Here is a 17103-nt window from a genome sequence, read left to right as displayed (position 1 = left end):
TCACGCCCGGATCGCCCGCCCTCGACCACCGAAGGAACTGACGCCGATGACCGTCCTGGACGAGATCCGCCGGCTGGAGCCGGAGTTTCGCGCCGAGGAGGACCTGTCGGCCGAGCAGCGCACGCTGACCGGCCGGGCCTTCTCGCTCATGCGGGAGACCGGCCTCCTGCGCGGCCTGCAGCCGAAACGCTGGGGCGGCGCCGAGCTGTCGCTGCGGGAGCACCTCACCGCCGTGTACGAGCTCGGCCGGATCGCGCCCTCGGCGGGCTGGGTGGCCGGGGTCATGGGCTCGCACCCGTGGCAGCTCGCGCTGTTCCCCGAGGAGACGCAGGCCGAGATCTGGGCGTCCGACCCGGACTGGAACGCCTCGTCCTCCTACGCCCCGACCGGGAAGATCGAGCCCGTCGACGGCGGCTACCGGGTGTCCGGACGCTGGTCGTTCTCGTCCGGCTGCGACCACGCCCAGGGCGTGATCCTCGGCGGCTTCGCCGGGAAGGTCGAGGCCGCGCCCGGCGTCGAGGTGCCGAACTACGGCTCCGCGCTGCTGCACCGCGACCAGTACGAGATCGAGGACACCTGGCACGTCCGCGGTTCGCGCGGCACGGGCAGCAAGGACATCGTCGTCGCGGACGCGTTCATCCCCCGGCGCCGCTTCCTGTCCAGCCCCCTGTACGAGTACAACCCGGACCGTCCCGCCCCCGGCATGGAGACGAACCCGGCCGCGCTCTACAAGGTGCCGTGGGCGGTGATGTTCAACCTCGTCCTCGTCGCGCCGATGCTGGGGCTCGGACGCCGCGTCCTGGACGACTGGACGTCCGACACCCGCGTCCGCAAGGCGAACTGGGGCGGCACCTACGCCGACGACCCGCTGATGCAGATGCATCTGGCCGAGGCCGAATGGGTGCACGACGCGGCCGTCATGAAGATGTACGACGCGATCGACACGATCACCGACGCCGCAGAGGCGGGCGTGCACCTCGACAAGCGGCAGCGGGCCCGGCTGCGCTGGAACATCACCAAGGGCTGCCAGGAGGTCGGCTTCGCGATCAACAGGCTGATGCGCGCCGCGTCCGGCCGGACGGTCTTCGTCGGCCACCCCCTCCACCGCGTCTACCAGGACGTGATCGCCGAGCTGGGGCACGCGTTCCTGGTCTCCGACGGCGTCGGCCGGTACTACGGCGCCGCGCTTCTCGACTCGTCCGCTCCGGAGGTCATGCTGTGATTTCGCAACTCGCGTACCTGGGGATCGCGTCCCCGAAGGCCGGGGAGTGGCGCGACTACGCCACCCGGCTGCTCGGCGCGGTCATCGCCGAGGACGGGGCGGACGGCGCCGTCCGGGTCAAGGTCGACGACCGGGGCTACCGCATCGCCGTCCACCCGGCGGAGCAGGACGAGCTCCGCTACGTCGGCTGGGACTGCGCCAACGAGACCGTCCTGCGGGCCTACGTCGCGGAGCTGCGCGGCAAGGGCGTGGAGGTGCACGCGGGCGGCGCGGACGAGCTGAAGGAGCGGCAGGTCCCGGAGCTGTACTGGTTCGCCGACCCGTTCGGGAACCGGCACGAGCTGGTCTGGGGCCAGCACTCGCATCCGAACTCGTTCTTCCCGGGACGCCCCATGCGCGGCCGCTTCGTCACCGGCGACCTCGGTCTCGGCCACGTCGTGCTGATCGTCCCGGACCTGGAGAAGGCCAACGCGTTCTACGCCGACACGCTCGGCTTCCGCCTCTCCGACCGGGTGAAGAGCGACGTCTTCAACCTGCGCTTCTACCACTGCAACGGCCGCCACCACTCGCTGGCCGTCGCCGAGATCCCCGGCATGACCGGCATCAACCACCTGATGCTGGAGGTCGAGTCGTTCGACGACCTCGGCGCGGCCATCGACCTGTTCACGGCCGATCCGGAGCGGGAGATCCTGCTGTCGCTCGGACGGCACACCAACGACCTGATGACGTCCATCTACGTGCAGACGCCGTCCTCGATGCAGATCGAGTACGGGTACGGCGGGATCACCGTGGACGACCTCACCTGGGTCGCGGGCACCCACGACCTGCCGTCCATCTGGGGCCACCACCGCTCCCAGGCGTACTTGGACGGCCCGCCCGGAATCTTCCGCACGATCCCAGGGGCGGGCGAATGACCGCCGCGATCCGGGTCGAGGACGTCGCGATCGGCAACGGCCGCCATCTGCGCGTCAACCAGACCGGCACGCCGGGCGCGCCCGCCCTGCTCTTCCTGCACGGCTCCGGGCCGGGGGTGACGGCCGCGTCGAACTGGCGGGAGGTCATCGAGGGGCTCGGCGACGACTACCACTGCGTCGCGCCCGACATTCTCGGCTTCGGCGACTCCAGCTACCCGGACCCGCAGCCGCAGGGCTTCGCGGCGCAGGCCGAGGTCCGCATCGACGCGCTGTTCCAGCTCGTGGACGCGCTCGGCCTGGAGAAGGTCGTCCTCGTCGGCAACTCGATGGGCGGGATGTACTCGCTGCGCATGGCGCAGCTCCGGCCCGGCCTGGTCGACGGGATCGTGCTGATGGGCTCGGGCGGCATGCCCGGCCTGGCGCCGACCCCGGAACTGATCAAGCTGATCACCTATTTCGACGACCCGACCGTCGAGGCGATGGCGGAGCTGCTGATCCAGTTCGTCCACGACAAGGGCGCGTTCGGCGACACGGTGGAGAAGGTCGCGGCCGAGCGGATGCCGATCGTGGAGCGCCCGTGGATCGAGGCGGGGCACCGGGCCATGTTCGGGCCCGAGATGCTGAGCTTCACCCCGGACGACCTCGCGAAGATCGACAAGCCGGCCCTCGTGGTGCACGGCCGCCAGGACGTGATCGTCCCGCTGGAGTGCGGCTACTACCTGGCCGAGCACCTGCCGCAGGCCGACCTGTACGTGCTCAACGAGTGCGGGCACTGGACCCAGATCGAGCAGGCCGCGCGCTTCCAGGCGATCCTGCGGACCTTCCTCGGAGGACGGGAACGATGAGCATGATCGACAAGGCGCGGGCGGCCGCGCCCGCGCTCGCGGCGGCCGACGCGGCGAGCGCCGAGCAGGGCAGACTCACCGCGGACGCGGTCGAGGCGCTCGAATCGACGGGCGTGCTCCGCGCGCTGCAGCCCGCCCGGTGGGGCGGCGGCGAGGTCCATCTCGCCGAGTACGCGGAGACGGTGATCGAGATCGGGCGGGCGTCCGCGTCCGCCGGGTGGGTGGCGTCCGTCGTGGGCGTCCACCCGTGGCAGCTCGCCCTGTTCCCGGACGAGACGCAGAAGGAGGTCTGGGGCGCCGACCCGGCGCGGCGGATCGCCTCGTCCTACACCCCGACCGGCAAGATCGAGAAGGTGCCCGGCGGCTATCAGGTGTCGGGACGGTGGAGCTTCTCGTCCGGCAGCGGCATCTGCTCCGGCGTCATCCTCGGCGGCATCGCCGGACGGCGCGAGCTGGACGGCGCCGAATACCCCGACTTCACGTCCGTGCTCCTCGACGAGGGCGACTACCGGATCGAGCAGACCTGGAACGTCGCGGGACTGCGCGGCACCGGGTCCGACGACATCGTGGTGGACGGCGTGTTCGTCCCCGAGCACCGGGGCCAGTCGCACGTGTTCTACACGCACGGGCTCGGCACCCCGCTGCCCGGCCAGGAGCTCAACGACGGGCCTCTCTACCGCACGCCCTGGGCCGTCGTCTTCAACCTGATCATCGCGGCGGGCGCGGTCGGCGCGTGCCTCGGCTTCTACGACCAGTGGGTCACCGAGACGCGCGGCCGCCGCACCAACTACGGTCAGCTCCTCCGCGAGGAGGCCACCGTGCAGAACCAGGTCGCCGAGGCGGCCTGGCAGCTCGACGCCGCCGTCCTGAAGGTGCGGCGCACGGCCGGCGAGCTGATGGAGCACGCCGGGCGCGGCGAGATCCCGTCGCTGGAGCAGCGCGCCTTCTGGCGGTGGGACGTCGCCCGGTCGGCGAACGCGGCGCTCGACACCGTCCAGGCGCTGATGCGGGTGTCGTCCGGCCGCTCGGCGTTCGTCGACCACCCGCTGCAGGCGAAGTTCCAGGACGCGGTGGCCGCCGGAAGCCACGCCTTCCTCTTCGGCGACCCGCTCGCCAAAGCCTGGGGCGGACGCCATCTCGGCGCCGAGAACCCCGCCGAGGTGCACCTGTGACCTCGACCATCACCTCATCGGACGTGACCGTCCGCGTCCGCGGCGACGAGCTGTCCTTCCGCCTGCACGAGACCGGCGAACGCGGCCCGGAGGCCGTGCTCTTCCTGCACGGCTCCGGCCCCGGCGCGACCGGCCTGTCGAACTGGGAACGGATAATCGCCGATCTCGGGCACCGCTTCTGGTGCCTGGCGCCGGACCAGATCGGCTTCGGCGACTCCGCGCACCCACTAGACGCACCGCGCGGGATGGGCCCCTTCAACGAACTGCGGGCCGAGGCACTTCTAGCTCTGGTGGACGTCCTGGGCCTGGAAAAGGTCCATCTGGTCGGCAATTCGATGGGCGGCCAGCTCGCCATTCTCATGACGCTGGCCCGCCCGGACCTGGTCGGCAAGGTGCTGCTGATGGGCAGCGGCGGCGCGCCGGACATGCCGGTCAGCCCCGGCCTCAAGCATCTCCGCGAGTTCTACGCGTCACCGAGCGCGGAATCGTTGAAAGGGCTGCTCAGCGAATTCGTGTACGACCTCGAACCGCTGCGCGACACCGTCGACCGGGTCGTGGCGGAGCGGATGGCGTATGTGAACCGGGACGACGTCCGCCGATCGCACGAGGCGTCCTTCGACCCGAACGGCGCCCGCCGGTTCTTCACCCGCGAAGAACTCGCCACCATCACGCACGACGTGCTGTGCGTCCACGGCCGCGACGACCGGATCATCCCGGTGGACGCGAGCCGCTACTTCGCCGACTCACTCCCGAAGGCCAATCTCTACGTCATCGGCCAGTGCGGCCACTGGACCCAGATAGAACACCCCGAGACGTTCGAGAACCTCCTGCTGGGTTTCGTCGACGGCCAGATCTGAGAAGCCGATACCGCCCACGCAACGGCCCCGGGACTTCGTCCCGGGGCCGTTGAGCGCGTCCTTAGAACAGATCCCAGAAATCGGTGCGGCGCTTCATCTGTTCGGCGGTCTCCTCGAGGATTATTTGGCCTGAGCGCATTACGTAGGCGCGATCCGTGACCTGGAGGGCCTGCTTGACGTTCTGTTCCAGCAGGAGAATTCCGATGCGCTCGTCGTCGGCGAGCGAACGGAGGCGTCCGACGATGGCCTCGACGACGGACGGCGCGAGGCCGAGGGACGGCTCGTCGAGCAGGAGGAGCCGGGGGCGGGCCATTAGTGCCATTCCGAGGCTCACCATCCGTTGCTGGCCGCCCGACATCGATCCGGCCGGTTGCTTTTCGCGCTCGTCCAGGATCGGGAACAGTTCTTTGACGGCTGCTAGGCGTTCAGCGGTGTCCGAGCCGGACGGGGCGTTCGCCGCGCCGAGGAGCAGGTTGTCGTGCACCGAGAGGTCGGGGAAGACGAACCGCTCGGACGGGATCATCGCCACGCCCGCCGCCACGACCCGCCGGACGGGATCGCGCGTCGTGTCGCGTCCGGCGATCCGGACCGTCCCGGACCTGGGGCGGACGGCGCCGAGCACCGACCTGATCGTGGTGGTCTTCCCCGCGCCGTTGTGGCCCATCAGCGTCACGATCTCGCCCGCGGCCACGCGGAGGGCGACGCCGTGCAGCACCTCCTTGCGGCCGTAGCCCGCCACCAGGTCGCTCACGTCGAGCAGTGGCGCGTCCCGCACCGTGGTCATCGGCGGCCCTCCCCTCACTGTGCGCCGAAGTAGGCTTCGGCGAGCCGGGCCGAGCCGGTCAGCTCGGCGATCGTGCCCGACGCGGTGATCTCGCCGAGTTCCATGAAGTAGGTGTGGTCGGACAGCTCGCGGACCACGTCGAGGTTGTGCTCGACCAGGCAGACGGTGCGGCCCTCGTCCCGGACGGCGGCGACCATGGCGAGCATGGTGTCGACCCAGGCCGCGTCCACACCGGACGCGGGCTCGTCCAGCAGCAGGACGTCCGCGCGGGTGGCGAGCGCCCGCGCCAGCGAGACGAGCTTCGACTGGCCGTAGGAGAGCGCGCCGGCGGGCGTCCCGGCGTGGTCGGCCATGCCGACGAAGCCGAGCCATTCCATCGCCTGCGCGGCGGCGTCGCGGTCGGCGCGGGAGACGTGGCGTCCGGGTACGAACAGGCGGCCGAGGCGTTCGCCCGGCTGGCCGGGCACGGCGAGCATGACGTTCTCCAGGCACGTCAGCCGGTCCAGCAGCCGGACGTCCTGGAACGTGCGCACCAGCCCCGCCCGGACGATCAGGTCGGGGCGCATCCCGACCAGCTCCGCGCCGTTCAGCCGCACCGACCCGGCATCGGGGACGACGGTGCCGGTGAGCAGGTTGAACGCCGTCGTCTTCCCGGCCCCGTTCGGGCCGACGAGCGCCGTGATCGTGCCGCGCCGCAGTTCGAGCGCGATGTCCTTGGCGGCGGTGATGCCGCCGAAGCGCTTCGACAGCCCGTCCGCGCGCAGCACCACCTCCGCGTCCGCGTCCACGACCCGCTCCGACGGCGCGCGAGGCGACACCGCTGCCCGACCCGCCGCCGTGCCGGGCGCGACGACCCGCCGGGAGCGCTCCGGGAACAGGCCCTGCGGCCGGACGATCATCACGAGCACCAGCAGCGCGCCGTACAGCACGACCTGCCACAGCGCGGCCTGGGTGCTCTGCACGCCGAGCACCTCGCGCAGCACCGGCTCGATCATCGTGAGCGCGACACCGGCCACGACCGAGCCGAGCAGGTTGGCGTTGCCGCCGACGATCACCATCGCGAAGACCGCCATCGCGAGCGGGAACCCGAACGCGGACGGCGTCGCCTGCCCGAGCCAGCCCGCGTAGACGCCGCCGACCAGCCCGGTCAGCCCGCTGGTGATCGCGAAGATGCCGACCTTGCGGCCGAAGGTGTTCTTGCCGAGCGCCCGGGTCGCGACGGCGTCCTCGCGGATGCCCTTGAGCACCCGTCCGTACGGCGACTCGCCGAGGCGGTGGCAGACCGCGAAGACCAGCGCGAGGACGGCCGCCGACGGGACCAGCCAGTCGGACGGGCCGTCCAGTTCCACTCCGAACAGCCGCAGGCCGCCGACGCCGGTGATGCCCATGACGCCGCCGAGGGAGTCGAACGTGGCGAAGACGCCGATGATCCCGAGCGAGAACGCCAGCGTCATCAGGATCAGGAACTCCTGCGCGAGCCCGAGCGCGATCAGCCCGATCACGACGCCGAACGCGGTCGCGACCAGCACGGCCACGGCCAGGGACGCGAGGTAGGGCCAGCCGTGCACGCCCGCGAGGAAGCAGACCGCGTACCCGCCGACGCCCGCGAACGCGGCGTGCGCGACGGAGACCTGCCCGGCGTAGCCGACGAGCAGGTTGACGCTGACGGCCAGCGCCGCGAGCAGCAGCGCCTGGTCCAGATAGTTGATCCACATGGCGTCAGGCCCTCCGCACCGGCACGAGACGAATTGGGGGCAGCCGGTCCTTCACCGCGAGGAACGCGAGGTATCCGGTGAGGACGGTGAACACGGCGGTCTGCGTCCACTGGAGCGACAGCCAGATCGACGCCCACTGCTCCAGCAGCCCGAGCCCGACGCCCACCGGCAGCGCGCGCAGCGGGGAGGACCGCGTCCCGGCCAGGAAGGCGACGACGAAGCCGTAGATGACCGTCGTGTCGCCCATGGTCGGCTGCACCGTGTAGAGCAGGCCGTACCAGAGCGCGCACGCCCCGGAGACGAGCCCGGCGATCGCGAAGCAGACGAGGTTGACCCGGCGGACGCCGATCCCCAGCACGGACGCCAGGCCCGGGTTGCTGCGCACCGCCTTGATCGAACGTCCGATCGGAGTGAACGCCAGGAACGCCGCCAGCGCCGCGACGAGGACGAGGCACGTCGCCACCAGGTAGAGCTCGAAATTGGAGACCCGCACCGGGCCGGCGTCGTGCCGCACCTGGTCGGGCCCGTAGAACGGCACGCCGCTGGTGCCGAACTTGAGTTGGAGCAGCGCGATGCCCGCGGTGCTGACGCCGATCGACGTGACCAGCACGGCGAGCATGGCGCGGTCGGCGGCGCGGCGCGCGACCGGCTCGTACACGCCGGCCTCCAGCAGCATGCTCACCGCGACCGCCGCGGCCAGCCCGATCAGCGCGGACGGCCAGAAGGGCACGCCGAGACCGTCCATCGCCCAGAAGGCGGCGTAGGGCGCCACGGTGTAGGTGAGCGCGTACGCGAAATGGAAGCGGGCGGTGACCCCGATGACGAGCGCCAGCCCGGCCCCGAGCGCCGCGTAGAACGCGCCCCGGACGAGGCCGTTCGCGGTCAGCTGCCAGAGTTCGGCGTCCAGCAGGTCATGCATGACTTCCCCCTGAGCACCGATCAGTCCGCGAGGCGGAAGTCCTGACCCTTGACGTCGTAGGTGGCGAGCGCCTTGACCTTGCCGTCCTTGTATTCGAAGACGCCCATCGGACGGCGCGCGACACCGTGCGTCGCGAGGTCGATCTGCAGGGTGCCGACCGTCCCGCCGTCGCCGCCGTAGACCGACGCGAACTTCGGGTCCTTCTCCAGCGCGGCCTTGAGCTGGGCGCTGTCGGACGGGTTCCCTCCGGCGGCCACGACGCGGCGGATGAGGTCCCAGACCATCAGGGTCTCCTCGTAGGCGTTCGCGGCGTAGAAGTCCGCGGGCTCCCCGTACGCCTTCTCGTAGGCCGCGGCGAACAGCTTGGCCAGCGGGTTGGACGGCTTGGACGCGTCGAAGTAGTCCATCGCGAACTTGAACCCGTCCTTGTCGAGCACGCCCTTGGACGCCTTGACCGCCTCCTGCGTGAACTCGATCCCGAGCAGCTCGGCGCCGATCCCGGCGCCCTTGGCCTGCGCGGTGAACGCGCCTGGCGCGGCGCCGCCGAAGGCCACCCAGAGCAGGTCGGGCTCGTTCTTCTTGACCTTCGAGATCATGCTCGCGTAGTCCTGCGAGCCGGGCGCGACGGTCTCCCAGAGGCCGTTGAAGGTCAGGCCCGCGGCCTCGATCTTCGCCTTCATGTCGGCCTGGATCGCCGCGTTCAGCGGGCCGAGGTCGACGCCGACGAGGCCGACCGTCCGCCCCTCCGGGCGGGTGCGCTTGAACCACTCCAGGGCGCCGGGCACCGCGTCGGACGGCGCGACTTCGCGCGTCCCGTAGAAGTACTGGGTCCCTTTGGTGAAGACCTGGGCGCCGCCGACGCCGTCCAGGCTGAGGATCTTGTTCTTGTCGGTGTCGGCGAGCATCGCGCCGAGCCCGTCGCCCATCGAGGTGATCTTGGCCGGGACGCGCTCGGACGCCAGCTCGGACGCGGCCTGCTTGGCGGCGACGGGGTCGGGGCCCTTGATGTCCTTGACGCTCAACTGGATCGTGGGACCGCCGGCCGCCTTGATCTGCTTGGCCGCGAGCTCGATGGCGTTGCGCATCGACTCGCCGTTGGCGGCGGACGGGCCGGACAGGGTCAGCGCGGCGCCGAGCTTGAAGTCGACCTTGCCGCCGAGGTCGGCGCCGTCCTTGACGCCGAGGAGTTTCACCAGGTCGGTTGCCTGGTTCTTGGCGTCCTCGGCGCTGACGCCGGTGTCGCCCGAGCCGCAGGCCGCGAGGGTCGCGGCCGCGGTGAGCGCGGCGAGGACGGGGGCGAGCAGCCGCCGGCGGCGGGGTCCGTTGCGAGGGATGAGCATGTTTCTTCTCCGTTTCGCTGACCAACGCCGCGGCGTTGCCACGAAGCAACCGCGTCCGAAGATTCCGTATTGATCACTACATTTACTGGAGTGATCACTACAGGGACGCGTTGTGACCGTACCCATGATGTGATGGGCGGCACAACCCCCTGCCGGGGCCGAGTTTTCACAGGCCAGAGGAGCGACAGCAGATGCGGAAGACGGCGCGCCGCCACCAACGGGGCGAGGAGTCGAGGGAGCGGATCCTGGAGGCGACCCTCGCCATCGCCGCCGAGCGCGGCTACGACGGCACCTCGATCGCCCTGGTCACGGAGGCCACCGGGCTGCCGGCCAGCTCCGTCTACTGGCACTTCCGCAACAAGGACGAGCTTCTCGCCGAGACGCTGGAGTTCAGCTACCGGCGCTGGCGGGAGACCGCCCCGACCTGGCAGGAGCGGGTCGGCATCGCCGACCCCGCCGAGGAGGTCCGGGACCGGCTGCAGCGGGCCTCGCACGCTATCGCCGACCGTCCCGAGTTCTGGCGGCTCGGGCTGATGCTCGGGCTCGCGAACCGTCCGAAGGAGCCGGCCGCGCGCCGCCGCTACATCGAGGTCCGCGGCGAGACCCGCGCCGCCATCCGGGACTGGTGGGAGCAGGTGCTCCCCGGCGGCGCGCCGGAGCGGGCGCGCGAGGTCGCCGACCGGATGTCGCGGTTCCACCTCGCCGTCATGGACGGGCTCTACATCGGCGTCCACTCGGGCCGGAACTGGGACCTGGAGCGGCTCGTCGACCTGATCGCCGCGGGCGTGCACGCGCAGGCCATGGCCTGGCTCGGTGAGGGGAAGTGAGCGCGGTGCCGCCGTCCTCCCGCCGCGCGTCGCCGTCGTCCCGCCGCGCGTCCCGTCCCGCCGACGACCGGGAGATCTCCCGGATCCGCATCCTCAAGGCCGCCGCCGAGATCGCCTCGGAGCTCGGCTACGAGGGCACCACGATCTCCCGGGTCACCAAGCGGTCCGGCCTCCCGGCCAGCTCCGTCTACTGGTTCTTCCGCGACAAGGACCACCTCATCGCCGAGGTCGTCCGGCACAGCTTCGAGCAGTGGATCGCCGCCCAGCCGCGCTGGGAGCGCGACCCCCGCGACGAGCGCCCGCTGGCGGACGGGCTGCGCGCGATCCTGTCGCGTTCGGCGCGCACCCTGCCAGGCGCCCCGGACTTCCTCCGCATCGGCCACCTGCTGCTGCTGGAGTCCCGCGAGGTGGAGGCGGAGGCGCGGCAGTACTTCCTGTCCACCCGCGACGCGGTGGCGAGCAGCATCGCGGCCTGGTTCACCTCGTACTTCGACGCCGAGCTGCAGGCCCGCCGCCCGGAGCTGGCGATGGACCTGGCCCGCATCGTCCTCGCCTCGACCGACGGGCTGTTCCTGGCCCACCAGATCCACGACGACTGGGACCCGGACGACTTCATCGAGATCATCGTGGCCATCGTCGAGGCGGCCGTCGCGGACTGAGCCCCGGGACACGGTTGTCACGCCGGGGTCGCTCATGGCAGTCTCTGTAGCGATCGCTACAGGGAGGAGCTCCGCCATGCCGCTGACCGCGAACGGCGCCATCGACCCGGATTGCTTCCGTCACGTGCTGGGCCGGTACCCGACCGGCGTCGTCGTCGTCACCGCGCTCGGGGCTACCGGCACGGCCATCGGCATGACGGTCGGCTCGTTCACCTCCGTGTCGCTCGACCCGCCGCTGGTGGCCTTCCTGCCCGACAAGAACTCCAGCTCGTGGCGGGCGCTGCGCGAGTCGGGCGAGCGGTTCTGCGTGAACGTCCTGTCCGCCGCCCAGGAGGACGTCTGCCGCGCGGTGGCGATGCGCAAGACCGACAAGTTCCACGACATCGGCTGGCGTCCGTCCCCTGCCGGGAACCCGGTCATCAACGGCGCGGTCGCCTGGATCGACTGCGTCACCGAGCAGCTGCACGACGCCGGCGACCACCAGATCGTCGTGGGACGCGTCGTCCACCTCCAGCTGGGAGACGACGACACGCCACTGCTGTTCCACCGCGGCTCCTACGGCACCTTCACCCCGCACTGACCCGGCGCGACCCTGTGCGACCCGACCGGCCGGGTCGCGCCGGGTCGCGCCGGGGCGCGGGTCAGCGCCTCCTGCGCCCGACGCCGATCTGCATGAGGTCGCGCCCGGGGACGACCGGCCCGCCGAGGTCGCGGCCCGCCCGGCGCCACCGCCCGTCCGGGAGGTGGCCGGGCGTGAAGTGGTTCAGGACGAGCTTGCGCGCCCCCGCCCGCCGCGCCACCTTCCCGACCTGCTCCGTGGTGGTGTGAGCGCCGATCATGTGGTTGATGTAGCCGTCCTTGGTCTCCTGCGGGACGGGCAGCGCCGCGATGCTCTGCTCCACCCACGCCCGGTCGATCACCTCGTGGACGAGGACGTCGCAGTCTCCGGCCAGGTCCACCAGGTTGTCCGAGACCGTCGTGTCGCCGGAGAACACCACCGAGCCGTCGTCGGTGTCGAACCGGAACCCGAACGCGGGGAACATCTGCCCGTGGTCGACGAGCGTCGCCGTCACGCGCACCCGGTCGTCCTCGTAGACCCGGATGGGCCTGTGCAGACGCGGAACCTTCTGACCAGGCGCGGCGCCGTCCGGCAGCGCGATGTCGTGGGCGCTCACCCGGGCGGTCACGGCCGGGGACCCGGTGTCGAAGAGCCGGTCGTTGAAGTCGGTGGCGAACGCGGCGACCAGGGACGCGGTCATGTCGACCGTCCCGGGCGTGGGGGCGGCCGGGTTCACCGGATCGGGCACGGGCCGGGCCGGCGGGAACACCGCCGGGAGCGCCCCGCGCCTGCCCGGGCCGAACACCCGCACGGGCCGGTCGTCCCGGCCGAGCCCGCCGCCGCAGATGCCGTAGAGCAGCAGCCCCGGGTAGTCGGCGATGTGGTCGGAGTGCAGGTGGGTGAGGAACACGGCGCGCAGGTGCCCGAGGTCGTTCTTGCCCTCGCCCGGCCCGAGCAGCCCCGCGTCCCGCAGGTTGTGGACGGACGAGTTCCCGCAGTCCACCAGGTAGAGGGCGTCGCCGACGACGAGCGCGGAGGACACGCCGTCCCGGTCCGACCCCTTCCACCAGATGGGCCCTCCGGAAGTGCCGAGGAGGACGAGCCGAGTCCCGTACCCCTCCGCGCCGCCCGGGGAGGACGGCCCCGCCGCCGCCGCGGTACCGCTCAACACACCGGACACGGTCACCGCACCGGCCGCCGCACCGGCAGAGCGCAACAACCCCCTGCGAGACAACTGCAGACGTGACTCATCGCACATGATGACGACCTCTTCTTTCGCTGGGGACGCGGCGAAGGAGTCGCCGACGACCGACGAGGACCTTTCTCTGTAGTAATCACTACAGGAACTCGGGCGACCCTACGGCCGACCGGGCCGCACTGGCAAGAGGTCCGGCCCACTGTCCGCAGGCGCCACGCCGATTCCCGGGCGCGCCGAAAAGAGGTGATCGCGACAAAGCTCCACAGCGGTCGCCGACGAGAGGCCGGCCGCGCCCGGGCAGGCGCTTGCGTTGGCTCGCCAATAGGACGGGCTGCTCAGAAGGGTGGTGGGCCGGTTCCGGTCAGGGCGATGACGTCGGACCAGGCTGCCGAGTTGCCGAGCGTGACCTGTGCTTCACGGCCGTCTGGAAGCCGCAGCGTCCGGTCGTCGAGACCGGTGGCGTCGAAGTCGCCGATGGTCGCGGTGCCGGACCACTCCCGCTGCTTGGAGCGCAGGTCGACGTAGACCTCGACCTCGGCCCCGTCGCTGCTGATCAGGGTGGCCGGTCCCCGGTAGCGGCTCACGCTCGGGTCGTCTCAGGAGGGCTGCTGTGGAGTGTCGTCATGAGACGCACCATAGCGCTCGGTTCCGACGTTCTCGGGGTGTGGGGAACGACGGCGCGACATCGCTGCCCGGTGGGCGGAGTTCGTCCGGACGCTTCCCTTCTGCCCACGTGAGCGCTACCGTGCGAAGCGGAAACCAGAATTGACTTTAGTTTTGGGGTGGTCGGGATGACCTCAGCCGCGACGGTCGGGCGGCCGCGATGCAGCTCGCCGGAGCTTCCTCCGTCCATGGTCGAACGGATGACGCTCATCCTGGACCTGTTCCGCGGCTCGACCATGCGGCTGACGCTCGAAGAGATCGCCCAGTCGACGGGCCTCCCGAGGTCCACGACGCACCGGATCCTCGATCAGCTGGTGAAGACGGCGTGGCTGGAGCACTCGGCGTCCGGCTACGCGCTCGGCCGGCGCTCCCTGCGGCTCGGCGGCGACGCCCAGGGGTTCGTCGATCTGCGCGCGGCCGCGGCCCCGGTGCTGCACGAACTGCTGCTCAGAACCGGCATGGTCGTGCACCTCGCCGTGCTGGAGGACGCCCGCGTCCGCTACCTCGACAAGGCGGGCGGCCGGTTCGCCGCCGAGGTGCCCTCCCGGGTGGGCGGCGGCGCCCCGGCCCACTCCACCGCGCTCGGCAAGGCGATGCTGGCCTGGCTGCCGGCCGAGGAGGTCGACGCGCGCGTCGGCGACTCGATGAGCAGGCTGACTCAGCGCACGATCGGCGACCCGGGCACCCTGTACCAGGAGATGCACCGGATCCGCGCCCGCGGCGGGATCGCCTTCGAGCGCGGCGAGCACAGCCCCGGCATCGCCTGCGTCGCCGCGGCCGTGCGCGGCCCGGACCGTCCGGTCGGGGCCGTCTCGCTCGTCGGGGACGCCGAGTGCCGGCTGGAGACCGTCGCCCCGCTGGTGGCCGCCGCCGCCCGGACGATCTCCGGAGAGCTCGTCTCGCAGGCCGAAGGCCGGGCCCGCCGGCCCGCCGGCGCGCCCGAGCAGACCGTGCCGTCCGAGCAGAACTCGCCGGCCGAGCAGACCTGGTCGGCCGAGACGCTGGCCCGCCTCATCGCGATCGGCCGGGACGGCGACTGGATCTGACCGGCAGAATCGACGGCATCGACCGAAGGAGACGCAGTGGCACGCATCGCCGACGCACGCCCGGCGGCGGAGCCCAGGTCGCCGCGCCAGAAGGACCGCCACGAGCGCATCCTCCGGGCGGCGCGGAAGCTCGGGTCCGTGCACGACCTGGACCGGGTCCAGATGCAGGACGTGGCCGACGAGGCCGGGGTCGCGCTCGCCACCCTGTACCGCTACTTCCCCTCGAAGATCCATCTGTTCACCGCCGTGAAGCGCAAGCAGATCGAACGGCTCTCGGAGGAGGCGTCCCGGACGCGGCCGGAGCCGGAGGCCCCCCTCGAAGCCGTGGTGAAGGTCCTGGTGCGGGCCAGGGAGCAGATGATGCGGCGGCCGCGGCTGGCGCGCGCGGTCCTCCAGGCCGACCAGACCGCGCAGACCATCGCGAACGGCCCCTGGTCGTCGGACCGCACGTTCCGCGACATGCTGCTGCGGGTCGCCGGCGTCGACGCTCCGGAGCCCGCCGACGAGCGCCTGATGCGGCTCCTCGAATCGTGCTGGTACGGCGTCCTGCTGTCCTGCCTCAACGAGAGGCTGTCGCCGGAGGAGGCGGACGCCGACATCCGCGTCTCCTGCGAGATGCTGCTCGGCGCGCGGCTGGGCGGCGCGGCGGCCTGACGGTCAGCGGCCCGCGCCCCCGCCGGACGCCGCCGGGTCGGCGACGGCGACCTCCCTGCGCACGACCTTGCCGGTCGCGTTGCGGGGGAGCGGCTCGGTCGTGATCCGCCAGCGCGCCGGGACCTTGTAGTAGGCGAGGGCCGCGCGCGCATGCTCGGTCAGCTCGGCCTCGGTGACGCTCGTCCCGTCCCGGGTGACGACGACGGCCAGCACCTCCTGGCCCAGTTCCTCGTGGGGCACGCCGAGGACCACGCATTCGGCCACCGCCGGGTGCTCGGCGAGGACGCCCTCCACCTCGGCGGGGTAGACGTTCTCCCCGCCGCGGATGATCAGGTCCGAGCGGCGGCTGCTGAGCCGCAGGCGGCCGTCGTCCAGGACGCCGAGGTCCCCGGTGTGCAGCCACCGGTCGGCGTCGATGGCCCGCGCGGTCGCGTCGTCGTCGTTCCAGTAGCCGAGCATGTTGAACGGGCTGCGGACGCAGACCTCGCCCTCGACCCCGTCCGGGACGGGCCTGTCGTCCGGGCCCCGGATCTCGAGTTCGACGGTCACGACGGGCCGTCCGAGGGTCCCCGGCCACCGCGCCAGGTCCTGGGCCGTGGCGACGGTCACCGCCGTGCACGACTCGGTCAGGCCGTAGCTGTCCACCAGCGAGCCGGCGGCGAAGGGCAGCCCGCGCCGCAGCCGTTCTTTGAACGCGGGCGACGACGGCGCCGAGGACAGGGAGAAGGCGGTGAGGGACGACAGGTCGTAGCCGGACAGGTCGCCGTGGTCCAGCAGCCGGTGCGCCATCGTGGGCATGGCGCCCCAGTGCGTGACGCGTTCCCGCTCGATCAGCCGCAGGACGCGCCCGGCGTCGAAGGCGCCGGTGTGCATGACCACCGTGCTCCCGGTGGCGAGGCGCGGGACGGCGAGGTTGTGCAGGCTTGCGATGTGGAAGAGCGGGGACGCGAGCAGATACCGCTTGTCCTCCGGCGCGACGGGGCTCCCGAAGGCTTGTGCCAGCGCGTCGTTCAACCGGTGGTACTCCACGACGGCCAGCAGGTTCCGGTGGCTGTGCACCGCGCCCTTGGCCCGTCCGGACGTGCCGCTGGTGAAGATGATGACGGCCGGGTCGTCCGGCCCGGCCTCGGACGACGGCATTGGCGCGCCGGCGTGCCCGGCCGCCAGGGCGTCGAGACCGGCGGGAAGCTCGATGACCGGGACGGCGGCGTCGTCCAGGAGGGCGGCGCGGCGCTCGTCCGCGACGATCACCCGCGGCTCGGTCAGGTCGAGCGCCCGCGCCAGCTCGCGCCGCGACCACCAGGCGTTGCACGCCGTCGCCACGGCGCCGATCGAGACGGTCGCCCAGAACACCGTGATCCAGGCGGGGCTGTTCGCCGCGGCGATCGCGACCCGGTCGCCGGGACGGACGCCGTACCGGTCTCGGAGGGCGCGGGCCACGGCCGACACGGTGTCCGCGAACTCCGCGAAGCCGATCCGCTCGGTCGCGGTCACGATGTAGTCGCGGTCGCCCCAGGCGGCGGCCTCGGCGAGCACCTCGTGCAGGGCGCGGTACCGGCTGGGGAGCGCGGCGAGCCGGGCGCCCAGGATCGGCGTGGCCACCGGCTCGAACTCCCCGCCCGGCCCGGTGAGCGCGGCCATGACCTCGGCGGCGTCGGGGAACTCGGCTGCGGAATCCATGGGCTGCTCCAGACGTCGACGGCCGGGGTGTCCGGACGGCCGATCCTGG

The 17103-nt window shown here is 71.8% G+C and carries 17 protein-coding genes; 10 read left to right on the top strand and 7 right to left on the bottom strand.

From position 1 onward, the window contains the following. Positions 1-46: 46 nt before the first annotated feature. Genes ACH35V_RS13535 through ACH35V_RS13515 form a run of 5 tightly spaced genes read left to right on the top strand, consistent with a single transcriptional unit; the run spans position 47 to position 5010 of the window. Complete coding sequence (locus ACH35V_RS13535; RefSeq protein WP_395972390.1) at positions 47-1222, top strand: hypothetical protein; 1176 nt, start codon at positions 47-49, stop codon at positions 1220-1222. After that, positions 1219-2136, top strand: coding sequence for a VOC family protein (locus ACH35V_RS13530; RefSeq protein WP_395972389.1), 918 nt, complete (start codon positions 1219-1221; stop codon positions 2134-2136). The genes ACH35V_RS13535 and ACH35V_RS13530 overlap by 4 nt, the downstream gene beginning before the upstream one ends. Next, positions 2133-2981: an alpha/beta fold hydrolase gene (locus tag ACH35V_RS13525; RefSeq protein WP_395972388.1), complete on the top strand. Its 849-nt coding sequence runs from the start codon at positions 2133-2135 to the stop codon at positions 2979-2981. The genes ACH35V_RS13530 and ACH35V_RS13525 overlap by 4 nt, the downstream gene beginning before the upstream one ends. Further along, positions 2978-4153: an acyl-CoA dehydrogenase family protein gene (locus ACH35V_RS13520; RefSeq protein WP_395972387.1), complete on the top strand. Its 1176-nt coding sequence runs from the start codon at positions 2978-2980 to the stop codon at positions 4151-4153. Before ACH35V_RS13525 ends, ACH35V_RS13520 begins: the two co-directional genes overlap by 4 nt. Then, positions 4150-5010, top strand: a complete 861-nt coding sequence (locus tag ACH35V_RS13515; RefSeq protein WP_395972386.1) for an alpha/beta fold hydrolase — start codon at positions 4150-4152, stop codon at positions 5008-5010. The genes ACH35V_RS13520 and ACH35V_RS13515 overlap by 4 nt, the downstream gene beginning before the upstream one ends. Positions 5011-5071: 61 nt before the next feature. Here ACH35V_RS13515 and ACH35V_RS13510 read toward each other — a convergent pair whose 3' ends face one another. From ACH35V_RS13510 to ACH35V_RS13495, 4 genes are read right to left on the bottom strand one after another with little or no spacing between them, the layout of a single operon-like run. Then, positions 5072-5794 (bottom strand): ABC transporter ATP-binding protein, encoded by a 723-nt coding sequence (locus ACH35V_RS13510; RefSeq protein ID WP_395972385.1) that lies wholly within the window; start codon positions 5792-5794, stop codon positions 5072-5074. A 14-nt stretch (positions 5795-5808) separates the two neighbouring features. Beyond that, positions 5809-7509, bottom strand: coding sequence for an ATP-binding cassette domain-containing protein (locus ACH35V_RS13505; protein WP_395972384.1), 1701 nt, complete (start codon positions 7507-7509; stop codon positions 5809-5811). A gap of 4 nt (positions 7510-7513) precedes the next feature. Next, positions 7514-8428 carry a branched-chain amino acid ABC transporter permease gene (locus tag ACH35V_RS13500; RefSeq protein ID WP_395972383.1) on the bottom strand — a complete coding sequence of 305 codons (915 nt, stop codon included), beginning with the start codon at positions 8426-8428 and terminating at the stop codon, positions 7514-7516. Positions 8429-8448: 20 nt separating this feature from the next. Next, positions 8449-9768, bottom strand: coding sequence for an ABC transporter substrate-binding protein (locus tag ACH35V_RS13495; protein ID WP_395972382.1), 1320 nt, complete (start codon positions 9766-9768; stop codon positions 8449-8451). Positions 9769-9959: 191 nt separating this feature from the next. Between ACH35V_RS13495 and ACH35V_RS13490 the strand changes: the two genes are divergently transcribed. The 3 genes from ACH35V_RS13490 (at position 9960) to ACH35V_RS13480 (ending at position 11834) form a co-directional block, all read left to right on the top strand. Then, positions 9960-10595 carry a TetR/AcrR family transcriptional regulator gene (locus tag ACH35V_RS13490; RefSeq protein ID WP_395972381.1) on the top strand — a complete coding sequence of 212 codons (636 nt, stop codon included), beginning with the start codon at positions 9960-9962 and terminating at the stop codon, positions 10593-10595. Beyond that, positions 10592-11254, top strand: coding sequence for a TetR/AcrR family transcriptional regulator (locus ACH35V_RS13485; protein WP_395972380.1), 663 nt, complete (start codon positions 10592-10594; stop codon positions 11252-11254). The genes ACH35V_RS13490 and ACH35V_RS13485 overlap by 4 nt, the downstream gene beginning before the upstream one ends. A gap of 76 nt (positions 11255-11330) precedes the next feature. Next, positions 11331-11834, top strand: coding sequence for a flavin reductase family protein (locus ACH35V_RS13480; RefSeq protein ID WP_395972379.1), 504 nt, complete (start codon positions 11331-11333; stop codon positions 11832-11834). Between the two features lie 61 nt (positions 11835-11895). Here the strand turns inward: ACH35V_RS13480 and ACH35V_RS13475 are convergent, their stop codons facing one another. Then, complete coding sequence (locus ACH35V_RS13475; protein WP_395972377.1) at positions 11896-12984, bottom strand: MBL fold metallo-hydrolase; 1089 nt, start codon at positions 12982-12984, stop codon at positions 11896-11898. 362 nt (positions 12985-13346) lie between these two features. Further along, positions 13347-13595: a DUF4873 domain-containing protein gene (locus tag ACH35V_RS13470; RefSeq protein WP_395972375.1), complete on the bottom strand. Its 249-nt coding sequence runs from the start codon at positions 13593-13595 to the stop codon at positions 13347-13349. Between the two features lie 279 nt (positions 13596-13874). Between ACH35V_RS13470 and ACH35V_RS13465 the strand changes: the two genes are divergently transcribed. Together ACH35V_RS13465 and ACH35V_RS13460 are read left to right on the top strand one after the other, a co-directional pair. Continuing rightward, a complete protein-coding gene (locus tag ACH35V_RS13465; protein WP_395972374.1) occupies positions 13875-14720 on the top strand; it encodes an IclR family transcriptional regulator in 846 nt (281 codons plus the stop codon). A 36-nt stretch (positions 14721-14756) separates the two neighbouring features. After that, the gene (locus ACH35V_RS13460) at positions 14757-15374 is read left to right on the top strand and encodes a TetR family transcriptional regulator (protein WP_395972372.1); all 618 of its coding nucleotides are present in this window, start codon (positions 14757-14759) and stop codon (positions 15372-15374) included. Positions 15375-15377: 3 nt separating this feature from the next. Here the strand turns inward: ACH35V_RS13460 and ACH35V_RS13455 are convergent, their stop codons facing one another. Further along, complete coding sequence (locus ACH35V_RS13455; RefSeq protein WP_395972371.1) at positions 15378-17054, bottom strand: class I adenylate-forming enzyme family protein; 1677 nt, start codon at positions 17052-17054, stop codon at positions 15378-15380. Between the last annotated feature and the right edge of the window lie 49 nt (positions 17055-17103).

It is taken from the genome of Actinomadura sp. 1N219 (genome assembly GCF_044326405.1).
Taxonomy (GTDB): domain Bacteria; phylum Actinomycetota; class Actinomycetes; order Streptosporangiales; family Streptosporangiaceae; genus Spirillospora.
This window is presented reverse-complemented; position numbering and strand designations above follow the sequence as displayed.

Excerpts from the sequence above, each read along its gene's own strand:
- ACH35V_RS13535 (WP_395972390.1), top strand. The coding sequence starts at position 47 with ATGACCGTCCTGGACGAGATCCGCCGGCTGGAGCCGGAGTTTCGCGCC.
- ACH35V_RS13525 (WP_395972388.1), top strand. The coding sequence starts at position 2,133 with ATGACCGCCGCGATCCGGGTCGAGGACGTCGCGATCGGCAACGGCCGC.
- ACH35V_RS13520 (WP_395972387.1), top strand. The coding sequence starts at position 2,978 with ATGAGCATGATCGACAAGGCGCGGGCGGCCGCGCCCGCGCTCGCGGCG.
- ACH35V_RS13510 (WP_395972385.1), bottom strand. The coding sequence starts at position 5,794 with ATGACCACGGTGCGGGACGCGCCACTGCTCGACGTGAGCGACCTGGTG.
- ACH35V_RS13505 (WP_395972384.1), bottom strand. The coding sequence starts at position 7,509 with ATGTGGATCAACTATCTGGACCAGGCGCTGCTGCTCGCGGCGCTGGCC.
- ACH35V_RS13500 (WP_395972383.1), bottom strand. The coding sequence starts at position 8,428 with ATGCATGACCTGCTGGACGCCGAACTCTGGCAGCTGACCGCGAACGGC.
- ACH35V_RS13495 (WP_395972382.1), bottom strand. The coding sequence starts at position 9,768 with ATGCTCATCCCTCGCAACGGACCCCGCCGCCGGCGGCTGCTCGCCCCC.
- ACH35V_RS13490 (WP_395972381.1), top strand. The coding sequence starts at position 9,960 with ATGCGGAAGACGGCGCGCCGCCACCAACGGGGCGAGGAGTCGAGGGAG.
- ACH35V_RS13480 (WP_395972379.1), top strand. The coding sequence starts at position 11,331 with ATGCCGCTGACCGCGAACGGCGCCATCGACCCGGATTGCTTCCGTCAC.
- ACH35V_RS13465 (WP_395972374.1), top strand. The coding sequence starts at position 13,875 with ATGACGCTCATCCTGGACCTGTTCCGCGGCTCGACCATGCGGCTGACG.
- ACH35V_RS13455 (WP_395972371.1), bottom strand. The coding sequence starts at position 17,054 with ATGGATTCCGCAGCCGAGTTCCCCGACGCCGCCGAGGTCATGGCCGCG.